Here is a 14,820-nt window from a genome sequence, read left to right as displayed (position 1 = left end):
CCCGGCCTCCTTAAGATTTCTGGAACATGGCAAGCATGCGCCGCGTGACGAGGAACCCGCCGAAGATATTGATCCCGGCCATGAACACCGACAGCGCCGCAAGGAAGATCACCAGGAACGACCCGGATCCGATCTGCATCAACGCGCCGAGGATGATGATCGAGGAAATCGCATTGGTGACAGCCATCAGCGGCGTATGCAGCGAATGGGCAACGCCCCAGATCACCTGGAAGCCCACGAAACAGGCCAGTGCAAACACGATGAAATGCTGCATGAAGCTCGCGGGGGCAAACAGCCCCACAAACAGCACCAAGGCACCGCCGACAGCCAGCAGGGTGACCTGGTTCTTGGTCTGCTGCTTGAAGGCTTCGACCTCCTGCGCCCGCTTCTCTTCGGGCGTCAGTTCCTTCACCTCTTTCTTCGGCTGGGCCGCGATGGCCTGCACCTTGGGCGGTGGCGGCGGGAAGGTGATTTCCTTCTCAAAGGTCACCGTGGCGCCGCGGATTACGTCGTCTTCCATGTTGTGATTGATCTGACCGTCCTTCTCGGGCGTCAGGTCAGTCATCATATGGCGGATGTTGGTGGCATAAAGCGTCGAGGCCTGCGCGGCCATCCGGCTCGGGAAATCGGTATAGCCGATGATGGTCACGCCATTCTCGGTTACCACTTTCTCGTCCATCACCGTGCCTTCGACGTTGCCGCCCTTTTCGGCTGCAAGGTCAACGATCACCGAACCCGGCTTCATCGCGGCGACCATATCCTCAAGCCACAGCTTGGGAGCCTCGCGGTTGGGGATCAGCGCGGTGGTGATGACGATATCGACATCGGGAGCCAGTTCGCGGAACTTCGCGAGCTGCGCTTCACGGAACTCCGGGCTGGAGACCGCAGCATAGCCGCCGGTTGCCGCGCCATCCTGCTGGTCTTCCTCGAAATCCAGATAGACGAATTCGGCCCCCATGCTTTCGACCTGCTCCGCCACTTCGGGGCGCACGTCAAAGGCGTAGGTCACCGCACCCAGGCTGGTAGAGGCGCCAATCGCCGCAAGGCCTGCAACCCCTGCACCAACCACCAGAACCTTGGCCGGAGGAACCTTGCCCGCAGCTGTGATCTGACCGGTGAAGAACCGGCCAAAGTTATTCCCGGCCTCAATGACGGCGCGGTAACCTGCGATATTGGCCATCGACGACAGCGCGTCCATTTTCTGGGCACGGCTGATACGTGGTACCATTTCCATGGCGATCACATTGGCGCCCTTGGATTTGGCGAGTTCCAGACCTTCGCTATTGCCGCCGGGATTGAAGAAGGAGATCAGCGTCTTGCCCGCTGTCATCCGCTTCAGCTCCGCTTCGGTGGGCTGACGCACCTTGGCAACGATATCGCAGGCTTTCCACAATGCGGCCGGTGTCTTGATGATCTCGACGCCGACAGCCTCGTAGGTGGCGTCAGAAAAACCTGCCGCTGCCCCGGCACCGCTTTCAATCGCGCAGTCGTACCCCAGCTTTTGCAGTTGAACCGCGGAGTCCGGGGTCATCGCAACCCGCGCCTCGCCGTCAAACACTTCTTTTGGTGTGCCTATTTTCACCTTGTCGGTCCCCCTCATTGTGTCCGCATCAGACTGACTGAGCACGGATCGCAAATATTTTGACTACATTGCGCAATATTTTTGCGCAACAGTTTCGCTGCGTCGCCGCAACACTTTGCTGCGGTGCCGCAAATCCGTCACAGCCATCGTCCTGTGTCTTTTTCGTAGCGCCCCCACTGCGCCCTGAACTGCCGCCGCAACCGGTTTTCCTCGGGCAGGATGAAACGGCGTTCCAACACCCAGACAAAGACCGGCAGCAGTATCAGCGACAGCACCGCGTCAAACCGCAGGATCAGTCCGAGCAGCAGCAGGCAATCACCTAGGTAGATTGGATTGCGGCTGCGTTTGAAAATACCCGATTGAACCAGCTGGCTTGGCTGCCCGTGTGGATGCAGCGTCGTCCTATGACGCCGCATTTCCATCACCGCGAGCAGCATCAGAATGACTCCCGCTCCGATCAAGAGGCCGCTGACCAGCCCGACGACGGCGCCGATCACGCCATGCGACAATTCGAGCCCCATAGGTATGAAACGTGCCTGACACCATGCCAGCACTGCAAACCCCAGCAACCACACAGGAGGCACGTCAATCCATTTCATTGCAGACGGCACTCCGGGTGATCCTTGTCGGTCTTGATGCGCATCAGCGGCAGTTTTCCCTCATGTGGCCAGAACGTCCAGCCTTCGGAGATGACTTCCGAAGGATAAGGACAGATTGCCCAAAATGGTCGTGAAACGGCGAATCCGTTCCGTTTGCGGCATGATCCTGCATATATTGTTGCGAATGACCACGTATACTTTTGCATGCCTGCCGCAACTGATCGGGATGCTGAGTTCTGCTACCGCTCACAGTCCTTGTCGCAAGGATCACGATGGGCACAGATCACCGGGCGGGCGCGCTATTCCCACTCCATCTCCTCATAGACACGCCCGGCATTCTTGGTCGCCAGTTCCTCAAAAGTATCGAGCTGCTGCCAGCGGGCCTGATCCACGTAATAGGCCGAGGCCAGATCGCCGCCCTCCTCGATATGGGCGCCAATCTTGCTGCGCAGATCGAGCAGATACTCCAGCGTGTAGCGCCGGACCTGATCCAGGTTGGTCGGATGACCATGGCCGGGGATCACATAGGTCGGCGCCAGCGGTTCCAGCTTGTCCTGCCAGGTCTCGATCCAGCAGCTGGTGCAGGTATGTTCAAAAATCGGCAACATCCGCTCGTGAAAGGCAATATCGCCTGCGATCAGCATCCCCCACTGCGGAATCCAGACCTGCGTGTCACCCGGATCATGGGCCGGACCAAGATGCAGGACCTGAAAGTCGATCCCGCCAAGCGACAGATCGTAACGATCTTCAAAACTCAGGTTCGCAGGCTCCACCCGCGTGTCCCCGGCCCTGTCCTTATTGTAGCCTTGCATCCCCTGAAGGACAAAATGACCGTTCTGCGTCACCTCGGCCGTGGCATCTACATGCGCCAGAACGTCAACGCCCCGATCGCGCCAATAGCCGTTGCCCAGCATCGCATGGCCCTGCCCGTTTTCATTGATCACCAGAACCACCGGCTGATCGGTCACCGCCTTGATCTCGGCATGGAGCGCGGCAGCCAGCGCATCAGACGCCCCCGCATTGATCACCACAACACCCGCCTCGGTCACAACGAAGCTCAGGTTATTGTTATGGCCGGCATTTTCATAGGTTGGCGGCGCGGTGGCTCCAATAGCCGAAAACACATGCGGGATCACCTCCACGGGCTTTGAGTACAACTCGGACTGCGGGTATTGATCCGCGATATCTTCGCTGGCCAGCCCGCATAGAGGCAACATCAGCGCGGTTGCCACGCCACAGACAAGAGCTTTCATGGGATCCTCCGTCAGCCTTGGTGGCGGTTCGTCGCCACATGCCGTGACATTCACACATTGGAATATTTCTGTAAACCGTTTCTCCGAGACCCGCCGCCACAAGCGTTGTGCCCGCGCCGGTTGATAAAGTGACGGAACGGAGATCTTGCCAGCCTCCCTGCGGCGGTTAGGCTCATATCAAGATCCGGGTTGCATGTGGGGATCACCCGCATGGCCCCAACAGTTACGAACAACAGCGGAGCAACACCATGACACTCAAGGGAAAACACGCATTGATCACCGGCGGTGGCACCGGCATTGGTCTGGCGATGGCCAAGGCGCTGGCCGCCGAGGGGGCTACGGTGACGATCACCGGCCGTCGGCAGGAGGTACTGGAGGAGGTCGCAACCGATGGGCTGCATCCGCTCGCCATGGATGTGCGCGACGAACAGGACGTGATCGCAAAAATTGACGCCGCCACCGCAGCTCGCGGTCCGGTGCAGATCTGCGTCCCCAATGCAGGCATCGCCGAGGGCAAGGCCCTGCACAAGATGTCGATGGACTTCTGGCGCAACATGATGGCAACCAACCTCGACGGCGCTTTTCTGACGATCCGCGAATGTATGAAATCCATGCGCCAGACCGACTGGGGCCGTGTCATCACCGTATCCTCCATCGCAGGCCTGCGCGGGCTGCAGGGCGCGCCCTGCTATTCGGCCAGCAAACACGGGCTGATCGGCCTGACCCGATCGCTGAGCGAGGATTATCTGGGCACGCCCTATACCTTCAACGCGCTCTGCCCGGGCTATGTCGATACGCCGATCATCGACCGCAACGTCACCTCGATCTCTCAGCGCGCCGGAGTGAGCGAAGAACAGGCGCTGAAGATCATGGTCTCTGCGAACCGGCACAAGCGGCTGATCCAACCGGATGAGGTTGCCGCCGCGCTGCTGTGGCTCTGTGGTCCCGGCTCTCAGTCTATCAACGGGCAAACCATCGAAATCGCAGGTGGGCAGACCTGATGACCCGCGAGGAGTTCAACGCCTTCTGCGCCAGCTTCCCCGCTACATCGCATGTCATCCAATGGGGCGATGCCGACGTGTGGAAGGCAGGAGGCAAGGTCTTTGCCATCTGCGGCTGGGCCGAGGGCAAGGACGCCTTTACCTTCAAGACGGGCGAGATCGCCTTTGAGGTTTTGCAGGAGCGACCGGGCGTCCGCCCGGCGCCCTATCTGGCCTCGCGCGGGATGAAGTGGCTGCAACATTTCAAAGATCCCGGCCTGACCGATGCCGAGCTGAAAGAGCAGATCAGCCTGTCGTACAGTCTGGTGACCGCCGGTCTGTCGAAACGAAAACGAACTGAACTGGGCATTCCGGAACCGCAGCAGGATCCCACCAGCCGCTAATCTCTGGACAGGACAGATCCGATGCGGTAGCACTCGAGAAGCTTTAAGCCTAAAATAAACCACTCCGTCCGTCAGGCCGCCCATGATCACGAGGTTCAGATGACCGATTTCGCCGCAACCAAGGCTATGTTTTCCCTGCCCGAAGGGATGATCTACCTCGATGGCAATTCTCTGGGTCCGATGCCGCGTGCAACCGCCGAACGGGTGCGCAGCACGATCGAGGACGAATGGGGTGAGATGCTGATCACCGGCTGGAACAGGGCCGGGTGGATGCAGAAACCAACCGCCATCGGCGACCGGATTGCCCGGCTGATCGGCGCAGAACCCGGCCATGTGGTGATGGGTGACACCCTGTCGATCAAGGTCTATCAGGCCGTCGCCTCGGCACTGGAGCTGAACCCATCGCGCAAGGTGGTCCTGTCCGACAGCGGCAACTTCCCTTCCGATCTCTATATGGTCGAAGGTCTGGTGAAATCGCTTGGCCCAGACTATTCGCTTCGCGTGGTCGCACCGGAAGAGGTCAGCGCCCATATCACCGACGACATTGCCGTGCTGATGCTGACCGAAGTCGATTACCGCAGCGGTCGCAAGCACGATATGAAGGCGCTGACCGAACAGGCCCATGCCGCCGGTGTCGTGACGGTCTGGGATCTGGCCCATTCCGCAGGTGCGCTGCCGGTCGATCTGGCAGGCTGCAAGGCCGATTTCGCCGTAGGATGTACCTATAAATACCTCAATAGCGGCCCCGGTGGTCCAGCGTTCATCTATGTGGCGCCGCGCCATGCCGACACGGTCCGCCCGGCGCTCTCCGGCTGGCTGGGTCACGCCGCGCCGTTTGAATTCGACCTGAATTACAAACCCGGCAGCGGGATCGAACGGATGCGCGTCGGCACGCCGCCGGTGTTACAGCTGGCCGCACTCGAGGCCTCGATGGATATCTGGGACATGGCCGATATGGCCGATGTGCGCGCCAGATCCATCGAACTTTGCGATCTGTTCATTGCCGAGGTGGAATCCCGCTGCCCCGATCTCACTCTTGCGTCGCCGCGCGACGGCAACGCCCGTGGCAGCCAGGTGTCCTTCCGCTTCCATGAAGGTTATGCCGCCATGCAGGCGCTCATCGCCCGTGGGGTGGTGGGAGACTTCCGCGCGCCGGATATCATGCGCTTCGGCTTCACCCCGCTCTACATTGACGAAGGCGACGTCAGGGCCGCTGTTGATATCATCGAGGACGTGATGACCAACGCGCTCTGGGATCGCCCGGAATACAAAACCCGCAACGCAGTCACCTGATGGCGAGCCTGCCCGCATATCGCCTGCCACTGTGCCGGCCAGCGGGCTGGATCGCCCTGTGGCGACGACTGGCCCAATGCGGTACGCTCAACGCAAGAAAGGCCCCCGTTCCCGCAATCTGATACACTACTGGAACACCAAGGAGCCTTTCCATGTCCACCCCCTATGATCCCGCCAAGGAAGGCGCGCAGATGTCGTTTGACGGGCGCATGTCCTATGGCGACTACCTTTCGCTCGACACGCTGCTGACCGCGCAGAGGACCTGGACCAACACCCATGACGAGATGCTGTTCATCATCCAGCATCAGACCTCAGAGCTTTGGATGCGCCTCGCCATTCACGAGCTGACCGCCGCGCGCGCGCGCCTGCTGGCGGAAAAACCGCATGAGGCGTTCAAGATGCTGGCCCGCGTTGCGCGGATCTTCGAACAGCTGAACTCGGCCTGGGATGTGCTGCGCACCATGACACCCTCGGATTATTCTGCCTTTCGCAATGAACTGGGGCAGAGTTCCGGCTTTCAGTCGCATCAGTATCGCCAGATCGAATTCATGCTCGGCAACCGCAACAAGGCGATGCTGCGCCCGCACGCCCACCGCCCCGACATTCTGGCGCTTCTGGAAGAAGAACTGCGCCAGCCCTCGCTCTATGATGTTGCCCTGCGCGCCCTGTCCAAGCGGTTTGAGCTGCCCGAAGAGGTGCTGAACCGTGACCTCTCCGAAACCTATAGCCCCAATCCGGCGGTTGAGGCGGCCTGGACCGAGGTCTACCGCAATACCGAAGCGCATTGGGATCTCTACGAGCTGGCCGAGAAGCTGGTGGATTTTGAGGATTATTTCCGCCGCTGGCGTTTCAACCATGTCACCACGGTGGAACGGGTCATCGGCTTCAAACGCGGCACCGGCGGCACCGGTGGCGTCAGCTATCTGAAACGGATGCTGGAGGTGGAGCTGTTCCCCGAGCTCTGGCACCTGCGCACCACGCTCTGACGCCAGACGGGATCGGCGGCAGGCCAGCCCTGCCCGCCCCCCAAGCTGCCCCATTTGGACCTGCCCTCAGTCAACCTGCTCCAGTCAGCGCGGCGACAGCGCGGCCGCAAACAACAGCGCCAGTTGGCGAACGCCCGAGCGGTAGGCGGCATAATCTGCCGAGGTATGTTTGACGCCCTTCATGGCACTGCAAAAGCTGCGCGCCACATCCTGCGGCGTGCCGGCCAACCGCACCAGTCCCGCAGCCGCCATATCCTTTAGCCAATCCGCATAAACCCCGCGCATCAGGCATTCGCCGGCCTCAATGTGATCGCCGGCGGCGTTCATGCTGGCTTCCAGCGTTTCCATCCCGTGGGGCGTGCTCAGCATAGCCTCTATAGCCGGGCCGCCCTGCGCGTCGAATGCGTTCAGAACCTTCGACTGAAGATCCCCGTCTGCGGTCAGCGCTGCGTGAACCGCTCGCGCTGTCTCGGCGTAATAGGCATCAATCAACGCCTTCAGGATGGCTTCCTTGTTCTTGAAATGCAGATAGACCGCAGGGCGAGACATCCCCGCCCGCTTGGCAATGTCATCCATTGAAGTCTTGCGAAACCCATAGGTCGCAAAGGCTTCCCAGGCGGATTCCAGAATGTTGCGCTGTTTGGGGTCGATCTGCTGCATGTCCATAGCGCAGTTCTGACATTCGATACCAAATTTGTCAATTGACACACTGACACATATGCATCATTTTGTCACAAAGTCACGCAGCCAGCACAGAAAGGACACCCAATGTCCACCAGCCTTCGCATCAACGGGAAATCCCATCAGATTGACCTGCCTGACGACGTGCCGCTTCTTTGGGTGCTGCGCGATGAAGTCGGCCTGACCGGCACCAAATTCGGCTGTGGCGTCGCGGCCTGTGGCGCCTGCACCGTGCATATTGACGGCGAGGCCGTGCGCTCCTGCCAGGTGGCGCTGTCCGATGTCTGGGGTGAGGTCACCACCATCGAGGGGATCGGCACACCCGACGCCATGGCCGCCGTGCAAAAAGCCTGGGTCGCCAATCAGGTCGCGCAATGTGGCTACTGCCAGTCCGGCCAGATCATGCAGGCCGCGAGCCTGCTGGCGGAAAACCCCGCCCCCTCGGATGCCGATATCGACGAGGCGATGCAGGGCAACCTCTGCCGCTGTGGCACCTACCCCCGAATCCGCGCCGCCATCCATGACGCCGCCAAAATGATGAAGGAGGTCTGAGCCATGGCCAGCATCAGGAAAATCGCCCGCCGCAGCTTTCTCATCGGCTCTGCTGCCATCGTAGGTGGCGTCGCCTTTGGCACCTATAAGTACCACCAGCCCGCTCCCAACCCGCTCGACCAGAAGGATGGTCGCGCGGTGCTCAACCCTTTTGTGTTTGTGGATCAATCCGGCGTCACTCTGATTGCGCCCCGGGCGGAGATGGGACAGGGTGTCAAATCCGCCTGGGCCAGTCTGATCGCCGAAGAGCTGGACGTGGATCCGGCCAAGGTCACGGTCCTGCACGGCCCCGCCGCCAAGGCCTATTACAACAGCGCCATGATGTCAGAGGCGCTGCCCGGACGGGGCTATGACAGCTCGACTCTGCAGCATTCACTGGGCGAAATCGTCGGTCACATGGCCAAGTTCCTTGATCTTCAGGTCACCGGCGGCTCCTCTTCCATGCGCGACGGCTTTGAGCGGATGCGCCATGCGGGCGCCAGCGCCCGCGAGACCCTGAAACAGGCCGCTGCGGAGCAGCTGGCAGTCGGACGCGATCAGCTCGCCACCGAAGATGGTCATGTCATCGCGCCGGATGGCACCCGCCTGCCCTATGGCAGCCTTGCCGTTTCAGCCGCCGCCCTTGACCCTATCAAGGCGGATCTGCGCCCGGCGTCGAGCTGGCGCCTGATCGGCAAGGATGTGCCCCGCATCGACATGGTTGCCAAATCCACCGGCACCGCAGAATTCGGCGTCGACGTCCGCCTGCCGGGCATGAAATTCGCCGCCATCAAACAAAGCCCGCATTTCGGCGTGGGCAAGACCGCCTTTGACGCCAGCGCAGCCGAAGGCATGGCCGGTGTGGAAAAGGTACTGGATCTTGGCGATGCTGTCGCGGTGGTTGCCAGCAACACCTGGCTCGCGCAGCAGGCCGTGGATGCCATTGACGTAACGTGGGAGGCAGCCCCCTACCCCGAGACAACCGGCGCGATTTTTGACGAGATCGCCCGCAGTTTTGACACTGCCCCCAACTCGACCCTGCGCGATGACGGCGATGTGGACGAGCTGCCGGACGGGGCAACCGTGATCGAAGCGGAATATCGCCTGCCCTATCTGGCCCATGCCACGATGGAGCCGATGAACGCGACCGCGCTTTACACCGGGGATGTGCTGCAAATCTGGGCGCCCAATCAGGGGCCGACCGTGGTGCAGAAAAACGCCGCAGCGCTTGCCGGGCTCGATGCCGAGGCGGTTGAGGTCAATACAACCTACCTCGGCGGCGGATTTGGGCGGCGGATTGAAACCGATTATACCGACCGCGCCGTTCAGATCGCATTGCAGATGCCCGACACCCCGGTGCAGCTGACATGGAGCCGCGAGGAAGACATGACTCATGACTTCTATCGCCCAGGCGCCATCGCCCGCTACCGCGCCGCGGTAAAGGACGGCAAGGCGGTGATGGTCCACGGCAAAATCGCCGCGCAATCGACCACCGTCGAAGGCGCTGGCCGGATGCTCGGCCTGCCAATGTCCGGCCCGGACAAGGGGCATGTGGATACCGCCTTCAACCAGCCGCTCGCCATCCCCAATTTCCGCGTCGAAGGCTATCTGGCCAAACCGATGATTCCCGTCGGCTTCTGGCGCTCGGTGGGGGCCTCCTTCAACGGCTTCTTCTCCGATTGTATCATCGACGAAATGGCCCATGCCGCCGGGCGCGATCCGCTGGAATTCCGGCTGGAGCTGGCCCGCGCCGAGTGGGAGCCTGCTGCCAGGGTGCTGGAAACCGTGCGCGACATGTCCGGCTGGACCGGCAATACAGCCGATGGCATCGGCCGGGGTGTGGCGCTTGCCTATAGTTTCGGCACGCCGGTCGCGCAGGTCATCGAGGTCGCCGATCAGGACGGGCAGATTCGCATGACCAAAGCCTGGATCGCCGCAGATCTGGGCCGTGTCATCGACCCGCAGAACACCCGCGCGCAGATGTTTGGCGGCATGGTCTACGGTCTGTCTGCGGCCTGCTTTGGCGAGATCACCTTTGACGGTGGCGCGGTCCAGCAGCAGAATTTCCCCGACTATGACGCCCTGCGCATGCACACAATGCCCGAGGTGCAGGTCGCGCTGCTGGAAAACCAGCCCCGCATGGGCGGCGCCGGGGAACCCGGCACGCCCCCGGCGGCCCCGGCGCTGGCCAATGCGATCTTCGATCTGACCGGCAAACGCGCCCGTCAGCTGCCGCTGATACATGAGTTTGATCTGCTGGTCTGAAAGACCAACGGCACCGCCCTAAAGGCGGTGCCGATCGAGGTGTCTACGGGTAGTCAAAGACCGGATGCCTCAGGCCGATGTCGTGTCTCAGGCCGATTTCCGTTGGGTTGGCCTGCCCGCACCCTCCGCCCAGGCGCGCACCGCGTCACCAAAGGCGGTGAACAAAGGCCGCGACACCGGGTCATTCGCGGCGTCCCACTCTGGATGCCATTGCACCGCAAGGGTAAAACCGGGAGCGTCTTTCACATAGATCGCCTCGGGCGTGCTGTCAGGGGCGGTTCCGTCGATCACGATCCGCTTGCCCGGCACCTTGATCCCCTGCCCATGCAGCGAATTGGTCATCACCTCCGCCGCACCGAACAGACGATGGAAAACGCCGCCTTCACACAGCTCAACGATGTGGCGCATGGCGAATTTCTCTTCCAGTGTCCCGTCGGGGGGCATCCGGTGGTTCATCCGTCCCGGCAGATCGCGGATTTCCGGGTAAAGCGTGCCACCCATGGCCACATTCACCTCCTGAAAGCCACGACAGATGCCAAGAAATGGCTGCCCCCGCTCGACGCAGGCGCGCACCAGCGGCAGGGTGATGGCATCACGCGCCCGGTCGAAGGCGCCATGGGCATCCGTCTCGGCCTCGCCGTATTCATGCGGGTGCACATTCGGCCGCCCGCCGGTCAATAGAAAGCCATCAAAGCTCTCCAGCAGCTCCTCCACCGTCAGAAACCGGGGATCCGACGGAATCAGCAGCGGCATACAGCCTGCAACCTCGGCCACCGCCTCGGAGTTCATCGTCCCCCCGGCATGGGCGGGGTATTCATCATTGATGAGATAGGAATTGCCAATAATGCCGACTTTGGGGCGTGTCATTCTGTCCTCAGCGGTTTGGGCGCCGGCCCTTCTGTCCATCCTCGGACAGCATCTCCGGATCACCGCAATCCTACAGCCCTGCCGCGGCGGGTTGCAATTCCCCTATGGGGCGCAACCTGCCGCTTTGCTGTAAAAAGCTGTATCTCCGCCGCAGCTTTCGGCAGATCGCGATCGTCTGCCAGCTCGTCAGCGGGCGCCTCGGCTCACGCTTCCCCGGTCAGCCCGGTGGCGCGGATCCCGGCCATCGCCGCCTCGGCGTCATTGTCGGAGGTATCGCCGGTGACCCCCACAGCCCCGATCACCGCACCTGCATCACTGCGCAGCAATACGCCACCGGGGACCGGTACGACCTGCCCGCCGTAGACACCGTTCACGGCCGCCATGAAATAGGCCTGCTGTTCAGCGCGCGCCATCTGCGCAGTGCCAGCCATGCCCAGCATCACCGCGCCATAGGCTTTGCCATGGGCGATGGCAAAGCGGCCGGGCGCGGCGCCGTCCTCGCGTTCAAAGGCAAGCACATGTCCGCCCGCGTCCAAGACGACGACAGAGAGCGGTTTCAGCGCCATCTCCCGCCCCTTGGCGCGGGTATGTTCGATGATGCTGCGGGCCTGATCCAGAGTGAGGGTCATGTCTATTGTCCTTGATGTGCACATAAAAAAGGGGCCGGGCAGACCGCCCGACCCCAGTCGTTTTTCTCAGCCCTGCGCCTTCAGCTCCAGGCGGCGGGCGTGCAGCACCGGCTCGGTATAGCCGGAGGGCTGCACGCGACCGCGGAACACCAGATCGCAGGCCGCCTGAAAGGCAACCCCGTCAAATCCGGGTGCCATCGGCGTATAGCTCGGATCACCCGCATTCTGCTGGTCCACAACCGCCGCCATTTTCTGCATTGCGGCCATGACCTGCGCCTCGTCCACCACGCCATGATGCAGCCAGTTGGCCAGCGCCTGGCTGGAAATCCGACAGGTCGCCCGGTCTTCCATCAGCCCCACATCGTGGATATCGGGCACCTTGGAGCAGCCGACGCCCTGATCAACCCAGCGCACCACATAGCCCAGGATTCCCTGCGCGTTGTTCTCGATCTCTTGCGCGATATCGGCGTCCGACAGGTTCTGACCATCCATCATCGGAATGGTGAGCAGATCCGCAAGGGTTCCGCGCGCACCGGCTGCCTTCAGGCTGTCCTGCACCGCGTGGACATCAACATGGTGGTAATGGGTGGCGTGCAGGGTCGCCGCCGTCGGCGACGGCACCCATGCACAGGTCGCGCCGGATTTCGGGTGGCCGATCTTGGCCTCCAGCATCTCGCCCATGCGATCCGGCATCGCCCACATCCCCTTGCCGATCTGCGCCCGACCCTTCAGACCGCAGGCCAGACCGATATCGACATTGCGATCCTCGTAGGAGGCAATCCAGGGGGTCGATTTCATCTCGCCCTTGCGCAGCATCGGGCCTGCTTCCATCGAGGTGTGGATCTCATCGCCGGTCCGATCCAGGAAGCCGGTGTTGATAAAGGCCACACGATGCTTGGCCGCGCGGATACATGCTTTGAGGTTCACCGAGGTGCGGCGTTCCTCATCCATGATACCAATCTTGACCGAGTGGCGCGGCAGGCCCAGCGCGTCTTCGACATGGTCAAAGATCCGGTTGGTAAAGGCGACTTCCTCGGGCCCGTGCATCTTCGGCTTCACCACATAGACCGAACCATGCAGCGAATTGCCGCCCTCCGCCTGGAGGTCGTGCATGGCGCAGAGCACGGTGATCATCGCATCCATGAAGCCTTCGCCCGCCTCACGACCTTCGCTGTCCAGAACCGCTGGATTGGTCATCAGATGGCCGACGTTGCGCACCAGCAGCAGCGAGCGCCCCTTCAGCCGCAGGTCGGACCCATCCGGCGCGGTGAAGGACAGATCGTCATTCAGCACGCGGGTAAAGGTGGTCCCGCCCTTGCTCACCTCCTCGGAAAGGTCACGCTTCATCAGGCCCAGCCAGTTGGAATAGGCCGTGACCTTGTCCTCACTGTCAACGCAGGCAACGGAGTCTTCGCAATCCATGATGGTCGACAGCGCGGATTCCAGGATGATATCGTTGATCCCCGCCTGATCGCCCTTGCCGATATTGCCCTCGGCATCGACCACGATCACTGCATGCAGCCCGTTGTTTTTTAGCAGGATCTTGCCCGGCGTGGCGGCGGCGCCGTCATAGCCTGCAAACTGCGTCCCATCCTTGAGCGCAGGCACCAGCGCGCCATCCTCAACCGACAGGCCAGTGCAGTCCGACCACGACCCGTCAGCAAGCGGGAAGGTCTGATCGAGGAACCCACGCCCCCATGCGATCACCCGCGCGCCCCGCCCGGCATCATAGCCTTTGGCCTCAGGCAGGTCGCCCATGGCATCGGTGCCATAAAGCGCATCATACAGGCTGCCCCAGCGCGCATTGGCCGCATTCAGGGCAAATCGCGCGTTGGTGATCGGCACCACCAGCTGCGGCCCCGGAACATTGGCGATTTCATCGTCAACATTCTGCGTCTCGATCTCGAAATCATCCCCTTCGGGCAGCAGATAGCCGATCTCGCGCAAAAACGCCTCATAGGCCGCCGCGTCATGGGCCTGGCCCCGGCGCGCGATATGCCAGGCATCAATCTGCCCCTGAAGATCGGCGCGTTTGGCCAGCAATGCGCGATTTTCGTCACCCATGCCGTTGACCAGACCGGCCAGACCACCCCAGAAGGCATCTGTCGTGACACCGGTGCCGGGCAGCGCCTTGTCCTCGATGAAGGACACCAGCGTGTCAGCCACCTGCATATCATGACGTTCCTGCATCCCGCTCATGGGGCCATCCTCCTGTTAACTGGGCGTATTACTGCCCCCGATACACCAATAGTTCCGTATCATCAACGTCGGCGGTAATATTAGTTTACCAATTCATGCGAAACTGCTTCAAATAATCTCTACAGATGCCCGACAGCGCTGACCCTCTCTCAGACTAGCGACACTCTCCAAACAGAAAAAGCCCGGTAGCGAGCTACCGGGCAAGTCGGGGAGGAATATCAGATTGTCATACAGGGTCAGTCACCGGCGATGGTCGCCTGCACTTCGGCGGCGGTCTGCGGTGCTTCGACCACGTCCTGCTCGCCACCTTTGTTGAAAACCCACAACAGGAAGACGGCAAACATCAAAAGCACCGCAACAACGACGCCCCGAATGCCCAACAGGGCCGGTTTGTGCAGTTTCTCTTCGCGTTCAACATTGGTGTCAGGTGCCGACATGGGCCGCTCCTTTGTCTACAAGTTTGCGCGGTTGCTGGCGCGGGGCCGCAGCCGCTGGTACATAGTCTTGGTATAGATACGCTGACGGACCCATCCGGGTTCCATGGAACAGGA

The 14,820-nt window shown here is 61.5% G+C and carries 14 protein-coding genes; 6 read left to right on the top strand and 8 right to left on the bottom strand.

Features of this window, described 5'->3' with window-relative positions:
• Positions 1 to 10: 10 nt before the first annotated feature.
• From VWZ85_RS17700 to VWZ85_RS17690, 3 genes are all read right to left on the bottom strand, one after another.
• Positions 11 to 1,582 (bottom strand): Re/Si-specific NAD(P)(+) transhydrogenase subunit alpha, encoded by a 1,572-nt coding sequence (locus VWZ85_RS17700; RefSeq protein WP_340545082.1) that lies wholly within the window; start codon positions 1,580 to 1,582, stop codon positions 11 to 13.
• Positions 1,583 to 1,719: 137 nt separating this feature from the next.
• On the bottom strand, positions 1,720 to 2,181 hold the full coding sequence (locus VWZ85_RS17695) for a methyltransferase family protein (protein ID WP_416589389.1): 462 nt from the start codon (positions 2,179 to 2,181) through the stop codon (positions 1,720 to 1,722).
• A 299-nt stretch (positions 2,182 to 2,480) separates the two neighbouring features.
• Complete coding sequence (locus tag VWZ85_RS17690; RefSeq protein ID WP_416589307.1) at positions 2,481 to 3,434, bottom strand: MBL fold metallo-hydrolase; 954 nt, start codon at positions 3,432 to 3,434, stop codon at positions 2,481 to 2,483.
• Positions 3,435 to 3,682: 248 nt separating this feature from the next.
• On the opposite strand from VWZ85_RS17690, the gene VWZ85_RS17685 reads away from it, so the two are divergent.
• From VWZ85_RS17685 to kynA, 4 genes are all read left to right on the top strand, one after another.
• Positions 3,683 to 4,435, top strand: coding sequence for an SDR family NAD(P)-dependent oxidoreductase (locus tag VWZ85_RS17685; RefSeq protein ID WP_416589306.1), 753 nt, complete (start codon positions 3,683 to 3,685; stop codon positions 4,433 to 4,435).
• Entirely contained in the window at positions 4,435 to 4,818 is a 384-nt protein-coding gene (locus VWZ85_RS17680) for an MmcQ/YjbR family DNA-binding protein (protein WP_416536782.1), read from the top strand. Before VWZ85_RS17685 ends, VWZ85_RS17680 begins: the two co-directional genes overlap by 1 nt.
• Before the next feature lie 99 nt (positions 4,819 to 4,917).
• Positions 4,918 to 6,111 (top strand): kynureninase, encoded by a 1,194-nt coding sequence (gene kynU, locus VWZ85_RS17675; RefSeq protein WP_340545077.1) that lies wholly within the window; start codon positions 4,918 to 4,920, stop codon positions 6,109 to 6,111.
• A 152-nt stretch (positions 6,112 to 6,263) separates the two neighbouring features.
• On the top strand, positions 6,264 to 7,097 hold the full coding sequence (gene kynA / locus VWZ85_RS17670) for a tryptophan 2,3-dioxygenase (protein ID WP_416589305.1): 834 nt from the start codon (positions 6,264 to 6,266) through the stop codon (positions 7,095 to 7,097).
• Positions 7,098 to 7,181: 84 nt separating this feature from the next.
• Here kynA and VWZ85_RS17665 read toward each other — a convergent pair whose 3' ends face one another.
• Positions 7,182 to 7,763, bottom strand: a complete 582-nt coding sequence (locus VWZ85_RS17665) for a TetR/AcrR family transcriptional regulator (protein ID WP_416545380.1) — start codon at positions 7,761 to 7,763, stop codon at positions 7,182 to 7,184.
• Positions 7,764 to 7,865: 102 nt separating this feature from the next.
• On the opposite strand from VWZ85_RS17665, the gene VWZ85_RS17660 reads away from it, so the two are divergent.
• Positions 7,866 to 8,330 carry a (2Fe-2S)-binding protein gene (locus tag VWZ85_RS17660; RefSeq protein ID WP_416536778.1) on the top strand — a complete coding sequence of 155 codons (465 nt, stop codon included), beginning with the start codon at positions 7,866 to 7,868 and terminating at the stop codon, positions 8,328 to 8,330.
• A gap of 3 nt (positions 8,331 to 8,333) precedes the next feature.
• Entirely contained in the window at positions 8,334 to 10,574 is a 2,241-nt protein-coding gene (locus VWZ85_RS17655) for a molybdopterin cofactor-binding domain-containing protein (protein ID WP_416589304.1), read from the top strand.
• An 87-nt stretch (positions 10,575 to 10,661) separates the two neighbouring features.
• Here the strand turns inward: VWZ85_RS17655 and VWZ85_RS17650 are convergent, their stop codons facing one another.
• The 4 genes from VWZ85_RS17650 to VWZ85_RS17635 form a co-directional block, all read right to left on the bottom strand.
• On the bottom strand, positions 10,662 to 11,441 hold the full coding sequence (locus VWZ85_RS17650) for a gamma-glutamyl-gamma-aminobutyrate hydrolase family protein (RefSeq protein WP_416589303.1): 780 nt from the start codon (positions 11,439 to 11,441) through the stop codon (positions 10,662 to 10,664).
• A 203-nt stretch (positions 11,442 to 11,644) separates the two neighbouring features.
• Positions 11,645 to 12,070 carry a GlcG/HbpS family heme-binding protein gene (locus tag VWZ85_RS17645; protein WP_340545071.1) on the bottom strand — a complete coding sequence of 142 codons (426 nt, stop codon included), beginning with the start codon at positions 12,068 to 12,070 and terminating at the stop codon, positions 11,645 to 11,647.
• 66 nt (positions 12,071 to 12,136) lie between these two features.
• Positions 12,137 to 14,269 (bottom strand): malate synthase G, encoded by a 2,133-nt coding sequence (locus tag VWZ85_RS17640; protein WP_416589302.1) that lies wholly within the window; start codon positions 14,267 to 14,269, stop codon positions 12,137 to 12,139.
• 236 nt (positions 14,270 to 14,505) lie between these two features.
• Positions 14,506 to 14,706 carry a hypothetical protein gene (locus VWZ85_RS17635; protein ID WP_340545069.1) on the bottom strand — a complete coding sequence of 67 codons (201 nt, stop codon included), beginning with the start codon at positions 14,704 to 14,706 and terminating at the stop codon, positions 14,506 to 14,508.
• Between the last annotated feature and the right edge of the window lie 114 nt (positions 14,707 to 14,820).

It is taken from the genome of Phaeobacter sp. JH20_29 (genome assembly GCF_048056175.1).
In the GTDB taxonomy this organism is placed as follows: domain Bacteria; phylum Pseudomonadota; class Alphaproteobacteria; order Rhodobacterales; family Rhodobacteraceae; genus Phaeobacter; species Phaeobacter bryozoorum.
Note: the sequence above shows the minus strand (reverse complement) of the source record. Positions and strands in the feature narration are given on the sequence as shown.

Bases quoted from the DNA above. Each gene is read 5' to 3' on its own strand.
- VWZ85_RS17695 (WP_416589389.1), bottom strand. From the start codon at position 2,181: ATGAAATGGATTGACGTGCCTCCTGTGTGGTTGCTGGGGTTTGCAGTG.
- VWZ85_RS17690 (WP_416589307.1), bottom strand. From the start codon at position 3,434: ATGAAAGCTCTTGTCTGTGGCGTGGCAACCGCGCTGATGTTGCCTCTA.
- VWZ85_RS17685 (WP_416589306.1), top strand. From the start codon at position 3,683: ATGACACTCAAGGGAAAACACGCATTGATCACCGGCGGTGGCACCGGC.
- VWZ85_RS17680 (WP_416536782.1), top strand. From the start codon at position 4,435: ATGACCCGCGAGGAGTTCAACGCCTTCTGCGCCAGCTTCCCCGCTACA.
- kynU (WP_340545077.1), top strand. From the start codon at position 4,918: ATGACCGATTTCGCCGCAACCAAGGCTATGTTTTCCCTGCCCGAAGGG.
- kynA (WP_416589305.1), top strand. From the start codon at position 6,264: ATGTCCACCCCCTATGATCCCGCCAAGGAAGGCGCGCAGATGTCGTTT.
- VWZ85_RS17665 (WP_416545380.1), bottom strand. From the start codon at position 7,763: ATGGACATGCAGCAGATCGACCCCAAACAGCGCAACATTCTGGAATCC.
- VWZ85_RS17660 (WP_416536778.1), top strand. From the start codon at position 7,866: ATGTCCACCAGCCTTCGCATCAACGGGAAATCCCATCAGATTGACCTG.
- VWZ85_RS17655 (WP_416589304.1), top strand. From the start codon at position 8,334: ATGGCCAGCATCAGGAAAATCGCCCGCCGCAGCTTTCTCATCGGCTCT.
- VWZ85_RS17650 (WP_416589303.1), bottom strand. From the start codon at position 11,441: ATGACACGCCCCAAAGTCGGCATTATTGGCAATTCCTATCTCATCAAT.
- VWZ85_RS17645 (WP_340545071.1), bottom strand. From the start codon at position 12,070: ATGACCCTCACTCTGGATCAGGCCCGCAGCATCATCGAACATACCCGC.
- VWZ85_RS17640 (WP_416589302.1), bottom strand. From the start codon at position 14,269: ATGAGCGGGATGCAGGAACGTCATGATATGCAGGTGGCTGACACGCTG.
- VWZ85_RS17635 (WP_340545069.1), bottom strand. From the start codon at position 14,706: ATGTCGGCACCTGACACCAATGTTGAACGCGAAGAGAAACTGCACAAA.